This is a genomic window from Halovivax limisalsi (assembly GCF_023093535.1).
In the GTDB taxonomy this organism is placed as follows: Archaea; Halobacteriota; Halobacteria; order Halobacteriales; family Natrialbaceae; genus Halovivax; species Halovivax limisalsi.
In genome coordinates, this window is the sequence record NZ_CP095757.1 from 1,457,995 (window position 1) to 1,474,149 (window position 16,155).

At 65.7% G+C, this 16,155-nt stretch carries 13 protein-coding genes; 8 read left to right on the forward strand and 5 right to left on the reverse strand.

From position 1 onward, the window contains the following. Window positions 1–472: 472 nt before the first annotated feature. From MXA07_RS06585 to MXA07_RS06600, 4 genes are all read right to left on the reverse strand, one after another. The gene (locus tag MXA07_RS06585; protein ID WP_247731252.1) at window positions 473–871 is read right to left on the reverse strand and encodes a DUF7126 family protein; all 399 of its coding nucleotides are present in this window, start codon (window positions 869–871) and stop codon (window positions 473–475) included. Beyond that, window positions 868–1,785: a glutamine-hydrolyzing GMP synthase gene (gene guaA, locus MXA07_RS06590; protein ID WP_247731253.1), complete on the reverse strand. Its 918-nt coding sequence runs from the start codon at window positions 1,783–1,785 to the stop codon at window positions 868–870. Before guaA ends, MXA07_RS06585 begins: the two co-directional genes overlap by 4 nt. Next, window positions 1,785–3,473, reverse strand: coding sequence for a CTP synthase (pyrG, locus tag MXA07_RS06595; RefSeq protein ID WP_247731254.1), 1,689 nt, complete (start codon window positions 3,471–3,473; stop codon window positions 1,785–1,787). The genes guaA and pyrG overlap by 1 nt, the downstream gene beginning before the upstream one ends. Before the next feature lie 738 nt (window positions 3,474–4,211). After that, a complete protein-coding gene (locus MXA07_RS06600; protein ID WP_247731255.1) occupies window positions 4,212–4,487 on the reverse strand; it encodes a PadR family transcriptional regulator in 276 nt (91 codons plus the stop codon). 279 nt (window positions 4,488–4,766) lie between these two features. On the opposite strand from MXA07_RS06600, the gene MXA07_RS06605 reads away from it, so the two are divergent. Beyond that, window positions 4,767–5,414: an NUDIX hydrolase gene (locus MXA07_RS06605; protein WP_247731256.1), complete on the forward strand. Its 648-nt coding sequence runs from the start codon at window positions 4,767–4,769 to the stop codon at window positions 5,412–5,414. Between the two features lie 206 nt (window positions 5,415–5,620). Here the strand turns inward: MXA07_RS06605 and MXA07_RS06610 are convergent, their stop codons facing one another. Then, a complete protein-coding gene (locus MXA07_RS06610; RefSeq protein ID WP_247731257.1) occupies window positions 5,621–7,153 on the reverse strand; it encodes a midas domain-containing protein in 1,533 nt (510 codons plus the stop codon). A gap of 331 nt (window positions 7,154–7,484) precedes the next feature. On the opposite strand from MXA07_RS06610, the gene tgtA reads away from it, so the two are divergent. From tgtA to pstA, 7 genes are all read left to right on the forward strand, one after another. Next, window positions 7,485–8,963, forward strand: a complete 1,479-nt coding sequence (gene tgtA / locus MXA07_RS06615; RefSeq protein ID WP_247731258.1) for a tRNA guanosine(15) transglycosylase TgtA — start codon at window positions 7,485–7,487, stop codon at window positions 8,961–8,963. A gap of 120 nt (window positions 8,964–9,083) precedes the next feature. Next, window positions 9,084–9,509: a TRAM domain-containing protein gene (locus tag MXA07_RS06620; RefSeq protein ID WP_247731259.1), complete on the forward strand. Its 426-nt coding sequence runs from the start codon at window positions 9,084–9,086 to the stop codon at window positions 9,507–9,509. A 148-nt stretch (window positions 9,510–9,657) separates the two neighbouring features. Then, window positions 9,658–10,116: a universal stress protein gene (locus MXA07_RS06625; RefSeq protein ID WP_247731260.1), complete on the forward strand. Its 459-nt coding sequence runs from the start codon at window positions 9,658–9,660 to the stop codon at window positions 10,114–10,116. 118 nt (window positions 10,117–10,234) lie between these two features. Then, window positions 10,235–12,004 (forward strand): archaeosine synthase subunit alpha, encoded by a 1,770-nt coding sequence (gene arcS / locus MXA07_RS06630; protein ID WP_247731261.1) that lies wholly within the window; start codon window positions 10,235–10,237, stop codon window positions 12,002–12,004. Window positions 12,005–12,407: 403 nt separating this feature from the next. Next, entirely contained in the window at window positions 12,408–13,478 is a 1,071-nt protein-coding gene (locus MXA07_RS06635) for a PstS family phosphate ABC transporter substrate-binding protein (protein ID WP_247731262.1), read from the forward strand. 40 nt (window positions 13,479–13,518) lie between these two features. After that, complete coding sequence (gene pstC, locus MXA07_RS06640; protein WP_247731263.1) at window positions 13,519–14,586, forward strand: phosphate ABC transporter permease subunit PstC; 1,068 nt, start codon at window positions 13,519–13,521, stop codon at window positions 14,584–14,586. Further along, window positions 14,583–16,154, forward strand: a complete 1,572-nt coding sequence (pstA, locus tag MXA07_RS06645) for a phosphate ABC transporter permease PstA (protein WP_247731264.1) — start codon at window positions 14,583–14,585, stop codon at window positions 16,152–16,154. The genes pstC and pstA overlap by 4 nt, the downstream gene beginning before the upstream one ends. Window position 16,155: the final 1 nt, after the last annotated feature.

Here is a 16,155-nt window from a genome sequence, read left to right on the forward strand (position 1 = left end):
TCCGTCTGGCGTTGTCGGCTCGAACGGCGGACTGGTCCGGTTCGAAACGGTGCACTCTGCCCTCGGGGCGCTGCTCTCGGCCGTCGCTGGGCGCGTACGTTCGGCAAAAACGGCCGGCCGGGAGGTGCTAGGCCCGGGCGGCCGCGATGTGGCACACCTGGTGGGTGCTCTGGTGGGATGCTGGAAGCCACGGGATTCGACCGTTGGGATGTGCGGGCCCGTGTCCTCCAGTTCGTCGATGGGCGAGTGTGGACTTCAACACCCGCGACCGTCCAACGGCCAGACCGGACGATCAATCCGAATTGACCCGGGTTTACGCCGATTAAATCGGCGGGCGGCGTCGCCCTGCGACCGCGATACGGATTCGCCGATTGTCCTCGTCCGGCGATGCGATCCCCGTTCGCGCGGGATGCATTCGAGCCGTAATAAAGTGAATATTACCGTACGTGTTTGCCGCTGGCAGGCGAATTTACTAGGGGCGAGCGAGTTCTTCCGCGACGATGTTTGGGTCGAGCACCCGGGGATCGATCGCGAGATCCAGCTGGCTGCGGACGAACTCGGGGACGGACCCGCTCGCGTAGGCGACGATCCGAAGGTCGTCCGTCAGGTCGCGAGCGATCGGGACCGAGGTCGCGTCGGCGTAGTCGGTGACGACGTAGCCCTCGACCGACGTGATCCCCGCCGTCTCCAGCGCCGGTCTGTTCGGCGGTTCGTCGATGCGGGTGACGTCGATCCCTTCCGCCGCCAGCGCGGGGGCGATGTCGTGATCGTCCGGACCGGCGACGATCGCCGAGGCGATCGGTTCGTTCGTGCCCGCATCACGTGGCGATGCATCGGTCCTGCCGTCCGGATCGATTGGGTCGTCGCTCATTCGTACTCGATCGTCGCGGGGGGTTTGTGCGTGACGTCGTAGACGACGCGGGCGACGTTGTCGTTTTGGCCGGTGATGCGCGACTGGATGCGCTGGAGGGTCTCCCAGTCGATCTCCTGGGCGCGGGCGGTCATCCCGTCGCGGGAGTCGACCGACCGGACCGCGACGACCCAGCCGTGGACGCGATTGTCGCCCTTCACGCCCGTCGCCTTGCCGATGACGGCGGCCAGCGCCTGCCAGGGATCGTACTCCTCGAGTTCGTCCTCGACGACGTGACAGGCCTCGCGGGCGACCGCGAGCTTCTCCTCGGTCACCTCGCCGATGACGCGGACTGCGAGACCGGGGCCGGGGAACGGCATCCGCTCGGCGACGAGTTCGTCCAGATCGAGGTGGCGAGCCACCTCGCGGACCTCGTCCTTGTAGAGATCGCGGACGGGCTCGACGATGCCGTCGAAGTCGACGACCTCCGGAAGGCCGCCGACGTTGTGGTGGGACTTGATCCCGCCTTCGGACTCGATGCGGTCGGGGTAGATGGTCCCCTGGACGAGGTAGTCCGCGTCGGCGTCTTTGGCCTCGCGCTCGAACTCGCGGATGAACCGCTCGCCGATTACCCGGCGTTTCTCCTCCGGATCCGTGACCCCTTCGAGGGCGTCGAGGAACCGGTCTTTGGCGTCGACGATCCGCAGACTCTCCATGTAGTCGAAGGTCTCCCGGATCTGGTCGGTCTCGCCCTTGCGCATCAGCCCGGTGTCGACGTAGACCGGCGTGAGCCGTTCGCCGATGGCCTCGTAGGCCAGCGCGGCGGCCACCGAGGAGTCGACGCCGCCCGAGAGCGCGATGACGGCGTTGGCGTCGCCGATCTCGTCGCCGATCTCGTCGATCGCCTCCGGGACGAACGTCTCGACGTCGACCATCAGGCGGTCACCTCCGTGTCCGCAGCGCCTTCGCGATTGTCGGGTTCGGCATCGCGACCGTCGATATCGGCCGTCTCCACCACGGCGTCGACGAAGCCGACGAAGGGCGGACTCGGATCGTCCGGTCGCGAACTGTACTCGGGGTGGAACTGGGTCCCGAGGAAGAACGGGTGGCTCTCGAGTTCCAGGATCTCCATGCGGTTGCCCGCGGTGCCGGAGAAGACCATCGGCTCGTCCGCGAAGTCCTCGAAGTACTCCGGGTTGACCTCGTAGCGGTGGCGGTGGCGCTCCGAGCAGGAGGTGTCGCCGTAGAGCTCGTAGGCGAGCGTCTCGGGTTCGATGACGGTCGTGTGCTCGCCGAGGCGCATCGTCCCGCCCATGTTCTCGACCTCGTACTGCTCGGGCAGGATGTCGATCACCGGGTGGGGCGTCTCCTCGTCCATCTCGGTGGAGTGGGCGCCCTCGAAGCCGAGCACGGTGCGCGCGTACTCGACGACGGCCAACTGGAAGCCCAGACAGAGTCCGAGGAAGGGGACGTCGTGTTCGCGGGCGTAGCGGACGGCCTCGATCTTGCCCTCGGTGCCGCGCATCCCGAAGCCGCCGGGGACGATGACCCCGTCGGCGTCGCGCAGTCGCTCGCGGTGGTGGTCGGCCATCTCGTCGGCGTCGACCCAGCGGGTCTCGATCTCGACGCCGAGTTCGAAGCCGGCGTGCTTGAGCGACTCGTGGATCGACATGTAGGCGTCCTCGAGGTCGTACTTACCCACCAGCGCGATCTCGACCGTCCCCGTCTTCTCGGTGGTGACGATCTCGCGCCACTCGCTGGCGCGCTCGCCCTGGGGCAGGGCCTCGTCGGCCAGGCCGAGGCGTTCGAGGACGTACTGGTCGAGACCCTCCTCCTCGACGACCAGCGGGACGTGGTAGACGTCCTCGACGTCGGGGTTCGAGAAGACGGCTTCCGTCGGGATGTCGCAAAAGAGCGCGATCTTCTCTTTGGTCGCCCGGTCGAGTTCGTCGGGGCTGCGCCCGACGATGATGTCGGGCTGGAGGCCGATCGAACGCACCTCCTTGACGGAGTGCTGGGTCGGCTTGGTCTTTTGCTCCCCGTTCTTCGAGTAGGGGACGAGCGTGACGTGGGTAAAGAGGACGTTCTCGTCCGGCTCCTCGTGGGCGAACTGGCGCAGCGCCTCGAGGTAGGGCATTCCCTCGATGTCGCCGACCGTGCCGCCGACCTCGACGATGCAGACGTCGTGGCCTTCGGCGGCCTCGCGGATGCGGCGCTTGATGTCGTCGGTGACGTGCGGGATGATCTGGACGGTCTTGCCCAGGTAGTCGCCCGCGCGCTCCTTCTCGATGACGTGCTGGTAGGTCTTGCCCGTCGTGACGTTGTGGTCCGAGGTCATGTCGATCCCGAGGAACCGCTCGTAGTTCCCCAGGTCCAGGTCGACCTCGCCCCCGTCTTTGAGGACGTAGACCTCCCCGTGTTGGAACGGGTTCATCGTCCCCGCGTCGACGTTGAGGTAGGGATCGATCTTCACCGCGGTCACGTCGAACCCGGCGTTTTTGAGCAGGCGGCCCGTGCTCGCTGCCGTGATGCCCTTCCCGAGGCCCGACATCACGCCGCCGGTGACGAAAATGAACTTCCGTCCCAGTGTGGGATCGTAATCAGTGTCCGAGTCCGTCGGCATACCGAGTGTGCGCGGGTCCCGGTGAAAACGATTTCGGAGCGACCCTCGCCGTGCCAGCTATTATAATCACAACCAATATTACAATTGATATCAACACGTCCTCGATCCTCATTAGCATTTCTATGCTATCTTCCAAAAACTATACTAGATTGATCAGATATATAAAATACCAGGCAATCCTCCTGAGAACTATTGAATAACTAGAGTTCAGAAAAACCATTCAATTCAACACCATTCTATATAAATTAATAAATTAAATAATGTTACGTAAAATCCTACCGATAACACGCAAATAATGGCGATTAATGAGCTCTGATACGTCCATAACAGAATCAGACATACAGATACAACCAGAAATAGGCCATAGGTCAGCATTGATCTTCTATTCATATTGCAAATTATCTTTTTTACTTCTTATATTTTATGTTCATTAATATATGAAATATTTCCTCGTAGATCCGGTAGATATTCTAGGTAATTTTAACCAATTGATGCACGAACCCTCTTCTCCCGATGGTATTCTCATGGGTTGGACCGGCTATGAATGGCAAATTCCTGATATGGATGAGCAAGTATCTTCATATGAAGGTGTGTACGTCCAACTTTAAGAGTCTGCTAAATTATAATTTGAATTCGATATTGAATAACGGTTTGTAGGTCTCTTCTGCAAGTGCTCACTGTTCGCTCTTTCTCGGTTACGTCCCATTCCGACACCGCGCGACAGAATACAGGAGTGAGTTACACTTCGACGTATTGTTCGACCCACTCCTGTCTGTCTTCGAGGGCGCGTTCGCCGCTCGGCGTCAGCGCGTAGTAGTTCGTCCGGCGGTCGAGCTGGCCCTTCTCGACGAGGCCCTCCTCGACGAGGGCGTCGAGATTCGGGTACAGCCGCCCGTGGGTGACGGGCTGGTCGACGTAGTCGTTGATCACGTCCAGGATCTCCTGGCCGGACGGGCGATCCATCCCGGTGATGACGTACAGCAGGTCGCGCTGGAAGCCGGTGAGTTGATCCATGTGACTCCGAAATGATCCATTCACGACGCCGTGTCTTTGTTATCGGAGTTGTACGGCAATTTAGCAGGTCCGAACGCGACGTATGGCGGCGCGAAACCCCGTCGTAGGCCATCTCATCGCCGATCGATCCGCAATCCGTTCGAGTACCGCTCGCCGATCCGATGGGAGTCGGCTGGCTGGCCGCTTCGACGTTCACCGCGGGAACGCCGCCGGTCCACCTGGGCGAGTCCGGCTCCGTCTGAGGGCAGTCTTTTTTCTGCCGCGCGCGAAGCCCCTCGCATGCCTGACGATCCCCCATCGCGAGACGAGGCTCCCGAGCAGACCGAGCCCGACCCGCGGACCGAGATCCATCCACAGGATCCCGACGGGTCGGCGTGGGAGACCGAGGACCGCTCGGTCGCGTACTCCTGTCCCGGCTTCGACGTGATCTCCGAGACCGTCGTCCTCCCGGACGGGACGCGAACCGACTTCGATTACCTCTCCGAGCCGCCGAGTGTGGGGATCCTGCCGTTCACGCCCGCGGGGGCTGTCGTGACGATCGAGGAGTGGCGCCACGCCGTCGGTCGGCACAACGTCGGCATCCCCGTCGGCGGCGTCGAACCCGACGACGCGGACGTCGCGGCCGCCGCGCGGCGGGAACTCGCCGAGGAGACCGGCTACGGAGCCGGCTCGCTCGAGGCGCTCTGTACGGTCGAACCGGCGAACGGCCTCGCCGACAGCGTCTTGCACCTCTTCGTCGCTCGCGACTGTCGGCCCACCGCCGAGCAGGACCTCGACGAGGACGAGACCATTCGCGTGCGCGAACGATCACTGGAAGCGCTCGAACGGGCGGCGCTGTCGGGCGAACTCAGGGACGCTCGGCCGATGCTGGCCGTCTCGTACTACCGGCTCCGAGAGCGGGCGAGCGACGGAACCGTCGACGACTGACCGAGCGAGCGGCGCCGTCGACGACTGACCGGCCGGCTGACTGCGTTCCGCACCCGTTGCAACACGTTCGTCACCCGTTCACGACCCCTCGCTCAGCCGTCGATAGCCCCTTCGGTGACCGGCTTCCCGCCTCCCGAAGCCGTCGCTAACCGGGTGCAGTCGTTCGAAAAATGGATCGTCCGTCGCCGACGAATCGTTTCGGCCGATCAGACGGGCGCCTCGATCGACGGGGCGCTGTCGTCTTCGGTCGCATTGTCCTCGCCGTCCGTGCCGTCGTCGGTCGCACCGTCGCCACCGTCTTCGGTGGCGTTGTCCGCACCGTCGCCCGTCGTCGTACCGGTCTCGTTGTCGCCTTCGAACTCCTGTTCGAGCTGGTCCACGTCGACCGTGACGGTTTCGGCCGTTCCGTCCTCGATCGTCATCGAGGCGGCCGACGCCATCTCGATCGTCTCGCCAGCTTCGGCGGTGTCGGCCGCGCCGTCGTCGGTCGCGTTGTCCGCGCCGGCACCGTCGGTCGCGTTGTCGTCACCATCCATGCTGTCGGTCGCGTTGTCGGTCGCGTTGTCGGTCGCGGCGCCGTCTTCGCCGTCGGTGGCGTCGTCGGTCGCACCGTCGCCACCGTCTTCGGTGGCGTTGTCCGCACCGTCCATGCCGTCCGTTGCATTGCCGTCCATGCCGTCAGCGCCGTCGTCGGCGCTTCGATCCTCGAGCGAATTGATCGTCATCGCCTCGACGGTCGCTTCCTGGACGTCGAACTGCTCGATCGTGACCGACTCGAACTCCTGCGTCTCGCCGTCGGTGGCCGCGCCGGCACCGTCGGTCGCGTTGTCTTCGCCATCGGTGGCGTTGTCCATGCCGTCGGTCGCGTTGTCTTCGCCACCGGTGGCGTTGTCCATGCCGTCGGTCGCGTTGTCGGTCGCGGCGCCGTCCTCGCCGTCTTCGCCATCTCCGTCACCGCCGAAGATGCCGCCGAGCCAGTCGCCGATCTGATCGACGATACCGCCGTCCTCCTCTTCGACCGTGATATCGCCGAGCGTCAGGGTCTCGATGTTCATCTCCTCGATCGTCAGTTCGCTCCCGTCGAGCGCGACCACGTTCTCGTCGATGACCATCTCGTCGCCGGCACCGTCGGTCGCGTTGTCCTCGCCGTCGGTGGCGTTGTCCGCGCCGTCGGTCGCAGCGCCGTCTTCACCGTCGGTGGCATTGCCCGCACCGTCCATGCCGTCCGTGGCGTTGTCGGCGCCGTCCGTGCCGGCGCCCATCTCGCTCACCTGAAGCTCCTCGATCGAGACGTTCTCCAGTTCGAGCGACTCGATGTGGATGTTCGAGAACGTCACGTCCTCGATCGGCTCGTCCGAGGCGTTCTGTGTGCCGGCACCGTCGGTCGCGTTGTCCGCGCCGCCGGCCGTGGCGTCGTCTTCGCCGTCGGCCGTAGCGTTGTCGTCACCGTCCGTGCCGTCGGTCGCCGCCCCGTCTTGGGTCTGGTTGACGCCGAGTTCGTCTTCGAGTGCCGCTCTGTCCTGGGCCTCGAGCGTCTCGACGTTGAGTTCCTCGATCGTCACGTTCTCGACCGTGACGTTGTCCAGTTGTAGTTCGCCCACCTGTACGTGTTGCAGCGTTGCGCTCGTCTCTCCGGTCGTCGTCCCGTCGGCCATGCTCGCCGTGGCCACGCCGGGGCCGGCGAGTGCGACGCAGCACGCGACGAGGACGACACCGATCGCCTGTAGTCGTGAGTCCATACGGATCGCAGTACCGCCGCGTTCCGGGCTAAAACGAACAGACCGTTTCACGGTCTTCCGACCGAAACTGTCGATTCACGTCGCGAGGGTCGCGGGTAACCCCGCATTCACGGCGCGAGCAGCCGCCGGATGAATCGCGACTGGCAATCGGCGATCAACGCCCGGTGTCGGCGGTCGACCGGCCGCCCGACGGACCGTTTCGAAGCGTAATGGGTCGTTCACCCGCGCCGCTATCGGCGGACCTGGGTCGTCATCGATCGTCTCGCCCCCGACCGCCGGCGATCCTCGCCGGAACGCAACGTTTACCGACGCCGCCACGAAGACGTCCACGATGGCTGGGCGCTTCGAACTTCGCGACGTGGACGCCGGCGGCCGGATCGGTTCGCTCTCGATCCCGAGCGCCGATACGACACTGGAAACGCCGACGCTGCTGCCGGTGATCAACCCGCACCTGGATACGCTCCCGCCGCGACGACTCCACGACGAGTTCGGCGCCGAGGCGCTCATCACGAACGCGTACATCTTCCACGGCTCCGAGGAATTCCGCGAGCGCGCGCTCGCCGAGGGGCTCCGCGAGGTCCTCGACTTTCCCGGCGTGATCATGACCGACTCCGGTTCGTTCCAGCTGGCCGAGTACGGCGAGATCGACGTCACGACCGAGGAGATTCTCGACTTCCAGGCCGCCATCGGGTCGGACATCGCGACGCCCGTCGACGTCCCGACGCCGCCGGACGTCCCCCGCGAGCGAGCCGCGGCGGAACTCCAGACGACGAAGGAGCGCCTCGAACTCGCCGCCGGGATCGACACCGGCGAGATGCTCCGCAGCGCGCCGGTGCAGGGGTCGACCTATCCCGACCTCCGCGAGGAAGCGGGCGCCCACGCCGATTCGACGGGGCTCGACGTCTTCCCGATCGGTGCCGTCGTCCCGCTGCTGAACGAGTACCGCTACGCCGACGTGGTCGAGGTGGTCGCCGCCGCCAAGCGCGGGCTCGGGGCCGACGCGCCGGTGCACCTCTTCGGCGCCGGCCACCCCATGATGTTCGCGCTGGCCGTCGCGATGGGCTGTGACCTGTTCGACTCCGCGGCCTACGCGCTCTACGCCCGCGACGACCGCTACCTCACCGTCCGGGGGACCCGCCACCTCGACGACCTCGATCACCTGCCCTGCTCGTGTCCCGTCTGCACCGATCACGGCGCCGAGGGCCTCGCCGCGTTGCCCGACGACCGGCGGGAGTCGGCGCTGGCCGCGCACAACCTCCACGTCAGCTTCGCGGAGATCCGCCGCATCAAGGCCGCGATCCGGGCGGGCAACCTGCTCGAACTCGTCGACGAGCGCGCCCGCTCGCACCCGGCGATGCTCGACGGCTATCGGGCCCTGCTCGACCACGCGGCCCAGCTCGAACGCACGGATCCCGTCTCGAAGGGCACCTTCTTCTACACCTCCCACGAGAGCGCGCGCCGGCCGGAAGTGCTGCGACACCACGATCGCCTCGACCGACTGGCCGTGCCCGAGTCGCTGTTCCTCTCGGCGGGCGGCGTCGAACCCGACGAACCGTTCGAAGCGGTCTGGCGCGTCGAGCCGCCGTTCGGACCGTTCCCGCGGGCGCTCTCGAAGACGTATCCCCTGACCGCCGAGGTGCCCGACCGGACCGACCGCGCCGCGATCGCGGCCGCCGTCCGCGGCGTCGAGCGACTCGTCGCGGCCAATCCCGAGACCGCGTTCGGCCTCGGCCACCCCGGCTGGTCGCCGGAACTCCTCTCGGCGCTACCCGATCGGGTTTCGGTCGTCGAGGGCTCCGCGCCGTCGTAAGCGCCCGCCTGGGACGCGGCCGACGACCGTTCGTACCGACCTCCACCCGGACTCAACCGCGCTGACACCGGCTTCGCGGATAGAAACACCGAAGAGGGATGGCTGTCCTTTCCCGTAACGATGCGTGAACGGGCCGTCGAACTCTGGGACGTGATTCGATCGTCTCTGTCCGGGGCGTCGTCGACCGAACTCGCCGTCGGTCTGGGGGCGGCGATCCTGGCGCTCGTCCTACTCGCACTCGCGACCCGGGGGCTCCGGCGCCGATGGCGCGTCCGACGCGACCGCCGGCGGTCCCGATCGCGCCACGAGGCCGCTCGCGAGCGCGAGCCGCCGGTCGCCATCGGCGAGGAGTACACCGTCGGCGTCCAGGAATTTTCCCACCACCACTCCGGCGATCGCCACGCGGTCGCGAAGGTCGAAGGGTTCGTCGTGTTCGTTACGGACGTTCCGGGCGACGTCCAGCCGTCGGACACGATCCGCGTCTCGATCCTCTCGTTCAACCGCGGGCGGACGTCGGCCACGGCGACGTTCGTCGGCCGGGCCTGACTCAGTCGGAGCGGCCGCCGCGAAGACCAGGAAACGCCGGAGTGGTCGCCGCGAAGATCACGCAACGCCGAAGTGGCCGCCACAGATTCGAGCGGTTCCGGATGGAGAAACCACGCAATTTTTGACGTGTCGCTGAGATGGAGGGGGTATGGATCGTGGGTTAGTCGTCTTCGAGAAGACGGACCGGAACAAGCGGCTGCTCGAAACGGCGGGCGAGTTCGCCGCCGGGGCCGAGGCCGACCTGGTCTTGCTCTCGACGCTCAGTTACGCGGAGTACGAGGAGGACAAAGACGCCCTGAAGGGTTTCGAACGGATCGAGGGGACCGATTACGGCATCGACACGTTCCGCAACCGCCTCGAGCAGGAACTCCAGTCGGTCGCGAACGAGACGCTCGGCGACACCGGCGTCGAGTACGAACTCGTCCCCCGTATCATCGACGACCGCTCGGAGACCGACGCCATCCTCGACGCCGCCGAGGAGTACGACGTCGATCACATCTTCCTGGTCGGCCAGAAGCGCTCCCCGACGGGGAAGGCGATCTTCGGCGACGTCGCCCAGGCGGTCATCCTCGGTTTCGACGGTCGCGTCACGGTCGACCTGGAGTAGCGCTCGCGGCGTCGGCAAACGCAGCTGATCGGCCCACCGGTCGCGCCGTTCGACGATCCGGTCTGGGCCCGCCGGCGGGTTTCGACACGCTCTTTCGACTGCCCGCCGCAGGGTCCGTATGACCGAGTACTTCGAGATTCACGCGCGCGACGGCGCGGCGCGTCTGGGCGAACTTCGCCTCGCGGAGCCCCGGCGAACGCCGGCGCTGGTGGGCGATCTCCTCGACGACGCGGGGTCGGAGTGGGTCGCCGACCCCGAACTCCCCGCGGGCGATCCGTCGTCGCTGACGGTGCTGCCCCACCGGGCGTTTCCCGGCGGCACGGCCCCCGAGGTCCGCGAGTCGTTCGCACCCACCTACCCCGACGTGGACTATCCGAGCGCGGCGGTGGTCTCGAGCGAGTCGCCCGTCGATCACGGCACCGACGCGGTGATCGTCGCCGACGCCCAGTCGTTTCGGGGCCACGGCGCGGCGTTCGTGGAGGCCATCGTCGCCGTCCGCGAGGCCGTGCCGGCCGACACCGCCGTGATCCTCTCCGGCGTCGCCACGCCGCGGAACGTCTCGCTGCTTTCCTACGCCGGCGTGGACGGCGTCGACGCGTCGCGCGCGACGGTCGAGGGGACGCAGGGACACTACCTGACGACGGACGGGTTTCACCACCTCGACGCGCTCGAAGAACTGCCGTGTGCCTGCCCCGCCTGTCAGGTCCCGCTGGCGAAGTTCACCCGCGAGGACTGCGTCGAGCACAACCGCAACGCGCTCGCGGCCGAACTCGCGCGGGTTCGCGGGCGGATCCGCGACGGGCGCCTGCGCGACTACGTCGAGGGACAGGCCCGCCACGACCAGTGGCTCACGGCCGCGATGCGCGAACTCGACGACGAGTGGAGCTACCTCGAGGAACGCGCGCCGATCCTCCGCGCGGCCGAGATCGCGGCCACCACGGCCGACACGCTCCGACGGGTCGAGATCCAGCGCTTCGCCGACCGGGTGACGAGCCGGTACCGCAACCGCTTCCGAAATCCGCTCGTCCTCGTCCCCTGCTCGGCCCGAAAGCCCTACAGCGAGTCCCAGAGTCACGGGCAGTTCCACGACGTCATCCGGTGGCGCGCCCACCTCGTCTCGATGACGAGTCCGATCGGCGTCGTGCCCCAGGAACTCGAGACGACCTATCCAGCCCAGCACTACGACACCGTCGTCACCGGTCGCTGGTCGGCCGACGAGATCGACTTCGTCGCCAGCGTCCTCCGGCGCTACCTGCAGCGCAACGACTACCGGAAGATCGTCGCGCACGTCCCCGACGAGGGCTACCGCGAGATCGTCGAACGGGTCGAGGCCGACCTCGAACTCGAGGAGCGGGTGACCTACACCGTCCCGGCGGACGGGCACCCGACCGACGAGGAGTCACTGTCGAACCTCGCGAACGCCCTCGACGGCGAACTCAAGTATTCGAAACGCGAGCGCGAGCACAACACCGTCCGCGCGATCGCCGACTACCTGCTCGGCGACGGCGCCGGCGACGACCTCTTCGCGGACGTGGAGGTCCAGACCACGAGTCGCTATCCGAAGATCCAGGTACGTGACGGCGACGGCACCCAGCTCGCCACGATGGTGCCCGAGTACGGCACGCTCTCGTTCACGCTCGAGGGCGCCCGGCTGTGGGACGAGAGCGACGCGCCGACGAAGCGCGTCGAGATCGACGGCTTCGTCCCCCACGGCAGCGTCCTCGCGCCGGGTATCGTCGACGCGGACGAGGAGATCCGCGTCGGCGACGAGGTGATCGTCGAGGGCCCCAAAGCATTCGCCGTCGGTCGCGCAGAGATGTTCGGCCGCGAGATGGCGGAAAGCGCCCGCGGCGAGGCCGTGACGGTTCGCCACGTCGAGGAGACGTAATCGCAGCCGGCGAATCAGATCGCGCGTCGCGACGGCGGATAGCGGAGCGCCGATCGATTACGAGTCGACTTCTCAAGCGCGAACCGGCGGTTCCGCGGCGTCCGACAACCCGGCCGTGTCGCACATCACGATGTGTACTGGCCAATTCTATATAGATTTCTACTCAAATCGGTTTATCCAGCGGCTATCCCGGAACCGGCTCGATAGTCGTCGTCTCGGAATTTTCGATCGAGGACGTTCCCGATCCGAATGTGCGTATGACGCGGACTGCAAGGTCCGGAACCCTCGATATTTAAGGCTCCACGCCTCCCCTCATTGTTCTATATACCTAAATATAGTACTACCGCCCAAATTATATAGATATTAGCATTCTACTTAACCCATCCGCCGATACCTGCACCTGATGTCCGAAGACAGATTCGGGCGGTTCGGTGCTGACGTATCGCGGCGTAAATTCATCGCTGGAGCGGGCGTCGCGGGGACGGTGTCGGTCGCCGGCTGTGTCGGGAGCCTCGGCAGCGCGGATGAGGATGATACCGGATCGCTGTCGGCTGACGGATCGTCGACCGTCTATCCTATCACGAGCAAGGCCGGGTCGCTGTGGAACTCGAACCCGCCGGCCGACGACGAGGAGTACTGGGGTCCCAGTCAGTACGGCATCGACTCCGACGAGAACCTCGCAGACTACTGGGCCGGTCGCTACGGCTTCGAGGCGAAGGACAGCGGCGCGCCACCGTTCGAGACGTCGATCGGACTGAACCACACCGGCGTCGGATTGCAGAAGCTCGAGGAGGGCCAGGTCGACATCGGCGACGCGAGCGCTCCCGTCTCCGCGGAGTTCCCCGACCGAAGCGAATCCGACCTCGAGCCGTTCGTCGACCACGTCGTCGCGGTCGACGCCCAGCCGATCATGGTGAGCAAGGCCGTCAAAGATGACGGGCTCGACAAGATTACCCTCGAGGAGGTACGGGGGATCTATCGGGGCGAGATCACCGACTGGACCGAGGTCGAGGCCTACGGCGGCTCCTCGAAGGAGATCCAGGTCATCGGTCGCGCAGAGGGCTCCGGGACGGACACGTCGTTCCGAAACAACGTCCTCGGCGATCCCGACGCCGAGATGGAAGTCGACGCCCGGAAGGGCGAGAATCAGCAGGTTCAGACGACCCTCGAACAGTCCGACAACGCCATCGCCTACGCGGGCCTCGCGTTCGTGTCGGACCAGGCGCCGATGGTCAACCTCGTGATCGACGGCACGGAGTACACCCGGGAGCGGATGGCCGATCCCGAGTATCCGCTCGCTCGGGATCTGCACTGTTACACGTGGAAGGATACCTCGAAGAAGGAGGCCGCCTTCATCCGCATGATCCTGCACCCCTACGGACAGCAGCAGTTCGTCGAACCGGCGGACTATCTCCCCCTGACGGACGAGCGTCGGGAGGAGGAGTTGGGAAAGCTTCCCGAGCCGAGTAACTGACCCGGGCGGACATCCGGTTTCGCAACCGTCATCACCATCAATGTATACTAATTTACGAAAGGGCGGTCCGTCGGATGCCGACGATCGGTCCGGCGGCGGGAGGGGATCGATTCTGTCTCTCGTCGCCGGGGCGTCGCTCGCGGGTTCGTTGCTGACGTTCCTAGTCGCACCGTGGCTCACGGTGTTTTTCGTCGCCGCGTTCCTCGCGGTCGTCGGATACGGGTGGGTCGCCTACCAGGAACGGACCGCGAAGGGACTCATGTTCCTCGCGACCGTTTCGACGGCGCTCGTTCTCGTGCTCATCATCGCCTTCCTGTTTCTCCGCTCGCTTCCCGCGTTCGAACACATGGGGCTCGACATCCTCTACAGCGACGGGGACTACTGGAGCCGCGCCGACGACCGGTACTCGCTGTACCCGGCTATCTGGGGGACCGTTCTCACGACCATCCTGGCGACGGCCGTCGCCGCACCGCTCGGAATCGCCTCGGCGATCTTCATCAGCGAAATCGCGCCTCCGTGGGCTCACGAGATCGTAAAGCCCGCAGTCGAAACGCTCGCCGGGATCCCGTCGATCGTGTACGGCTTCATCGGCTTTACGATCATCAACGGCTACATGATGGATAACTTCGGGCTCTCCTCGATCGGGAGCATCGTCGTCGTCGGCGTCGTCGTCGGATTGATGGCGCTGCCGACGGTCGCCTCGGTCGCCGAAGACGCGATCGCGAGCGTCCCCGATCACGTGAAAGACGGTTCGGCCGCGATCGGCGCGACGAAGTGGCAGACGATCCAGAGCGTCACGCTTCCCGCGTCCGTTTCGGGGGTTTCGGCGGCGGTACTGCTCGGCGTCGGACGCGCTGTCGGGGAGACGATGGCGGCGACCGTCATCCTCGGAAACGTCATGCAGCTGCCACAGCCGCTCTACAACGTGTTCGGAAACACGATCACGCTGACGAGCCTCATCGCCAGCCAGTACGGTAATTCACACGGCCTTCACAGGGAGGCGTTGTTCGCGGCCGGCGTGGTCCTGTTCGTCACCGTCATGGCGTTGAGCGTCACTGCACAGGTGATCGAAGCGCGCGTTACGACGAATCTCGGAGGAGACCGATGAGCGAACGGTCCACGCAGCACAACACACGGAACGCACTCACCGCCGACCACTCCCCGGCGATGACGGGACTCTCGGTCGTCCCGATCGCGCTGTTTCTGGTCGCCTTCGTCGTCGGCGGTGCGACGCTGACCGGACGGTTCGGCTTCGGATCGTCACTCTTCGGACTCGCTCTCGAGACCGTGTTCGCCGCGCTCCCGTTCGCGTCCGGCGTCTGCCTGCTGGCGACCGGCGCAGCGTCCCGACTCGAGATCGTCGAGACGACGCCCGACAGGTCCGCCGGCGTCGCCGTCGCGGCCGGATTCGGCCTCGTCGCCTTCGGCGCGACCGGCCTGACCGCGTCGCAGACGTTCGGAGTCGGCGGCGTCCCCTCGGCGCTTCTCGCGTCGGTGGTCGGCGCCGTCGTCGCCGGCTCGATCCTGTTCGCACGCGAAGACCTCGGCGTAACCGTCCCGTCGGGGCTGTTCTCGCTCCTGGTCGGCGGGCTGTTCCTGTTCGACGTGATCGGCCCCAGCTGGACGTTCTCCCCGACGGGATTCGGCGTCACGTTCTTCGGGACGGTCGTTGTTCCTCTGTTGACGGTCTTCACCGCCTTCGTAGGCGCGTGGGCGGCGGCCAACGCGTTCCGGGGGTTCGGAGCCGCCGGCCGCCAGGCCGGCGCGTTCTTCCTGATCGGGACCAACGCCGGATTCATCCTCCTGGTGTTGGTCCTGTTGATCGGGTTCATCGTCAAGAACGGATTCTGGTACGCCGTCGACGGTGTCGAAATCGGACCGGGGCTGCACTTTCACTGGCCCTTCGTGATGAACGGGTACGACGCGTACCTCGGGACCAAGGGTATCTTCCCGGCGATCGTCGGCACGTTCTGGCTCGTCGTCGGCGCCGTCGTGCTGGCGGTCCCGATCGGGGTCGGCGCGGCGGTGTTCCTGACAGAGTACGCCGAGCAGGGGCGGTTCACGTCCGCCGTCGAGATCGCGACGAACGGCCTCTGGAGTACCCCGAGCGTCGTCTTCGGTCTGTTCGGCTACGCGTTCCTCGTTCCCCGCCTCGGGAACAACACGAGTCTGCTGGCCGGGATGATCGTTCTCGGGTTCATGCTCCTCCCGCTCGTGTTGATCACGAGCCGCGAGGCGATCAAGAGCGTCCCCGACGAGTATCGCGACGCCAGCGCGGCGTTGGGCGTTTCCAAGTGGGAGACGATCAAGGAGGTCACCATTCCGTCGGCGATGCCCGGAATCGTGACCGGCGTCATCATCGGTATCGGTCGAATCGCCGGCGAGACCGCACCGATCTTGATCGTCACCGCCGACAACCCGCAGCGAAAGTTCGCGCCGTCCGTTCTCGGCTCGTTCGAGTTCACGGCCTCGCCGCCGTTCATCGTGAACGAGGCGTTGCTCAGCGGCTCGAGCGCGCTGCCGTACCAGTTGTACGGCGCGATCACGACCGGGGTCGTCGGCGACGATCCCGGATACGGGTGGGCAACCGCCTTCGTCCTCCTGCTCGTCGTCCTCTCGTTCTACGCGATCGGTATTGCCACTCGGACGTACTTCCGGAAGAAACTACGCGCATGAG

Excerpts from the sequence above, each read along its gene's own strand:
- MXA07_RS06610 (WP_247731257.1), bottom strand. The coding sequence starts at position 7,153 with ATGGACTCACGACTACAGGCGATCGGTGTCGTCCTCGTCGCGTGCTGC.
- pstA (WP_247731264.1), top strand. The coding sequence starts at position 14,583 with ATGAGCGAACGGTCCACGCAGCACAACACACGGAACGCACTCACCGCC.
- guaA (WP_247731253.1), bottom strand. The coding sequence starts at position 1,785 with ATGGTCGACGTCGAGACGTTCGTCCCGGAGGCGATCGACGAGATCGGC.
- MXA07_RS06635 (WP_247731262.1), top strand. The coding sequence starts at position 12,408 with ATGTCCGAAGACAGATTCGGGCGGTTCGGTGCTGACGTATCGCGGCGT.
- MXA07_RS06620 (WP_247731259.1), top strand. The coding sequence starts at position 9,084 with ATGCGTGAACGGGCCGTCGAACTCTGGGACGTGATTCGATCGTCTCTG.
- MXA07_RS06600 (WP_247731255.1), bottom strand. The coding sequence starts at position 4,487 with ATGGATCAACTCACCGGCTTCCAGCGCGACCTGCTGTACGTCATCACC.
- MXA07_RS06625 (WP_247731260.1), top strand. The coding sequence starts at position 9,658 with ATGGATCGTGGGTTAGTCGTCTTCGAGAAGACGGACCGGAACAAGCGG.
- MXA07_RS06605 (WP_247731256.1), top strand. The coding sequence starts at position 4,767 with ATGCCTGACGATCCCCCATCGCGAGACGAGGCTCCCGAGCAGACCGAG.
- tgtA (WP_247731258.1), top strand. The coding sequence starts at position 7,485 with ATGGCTGGGCGCTTCGAACTTCGCGACGTGGACGCCGGCGGCCGGATC.
- arcS (WP_247731261.1), top strand. The coding sequence starts at position 10,235 with ATGACCGAGTACTTCGAGATTCACGCGCGCGACGGCGCGGCGCGTCTG.
- MXA07_RS06585 (WP_247731252.1), bottom strand. The coding sequence starts at position 871 with ATGAGCGACGACCCAATCGATCCGGACGGCAGGACCGATGCATCGCCA.
- pyrG (WP_247731254.1), bottom strand. The coding sequence starts at position 3,473 with ATGCCGACGGACTCGGACACTGATTACGATCCCACACTGGGACGGAAG.
- pstC (WP_247731263.1), top strand. The coding sequence starts at position 13,519 with ATGTATACTAATTTACGAAAGGGCGGTCCGTCGGATGCCGACGATCGG.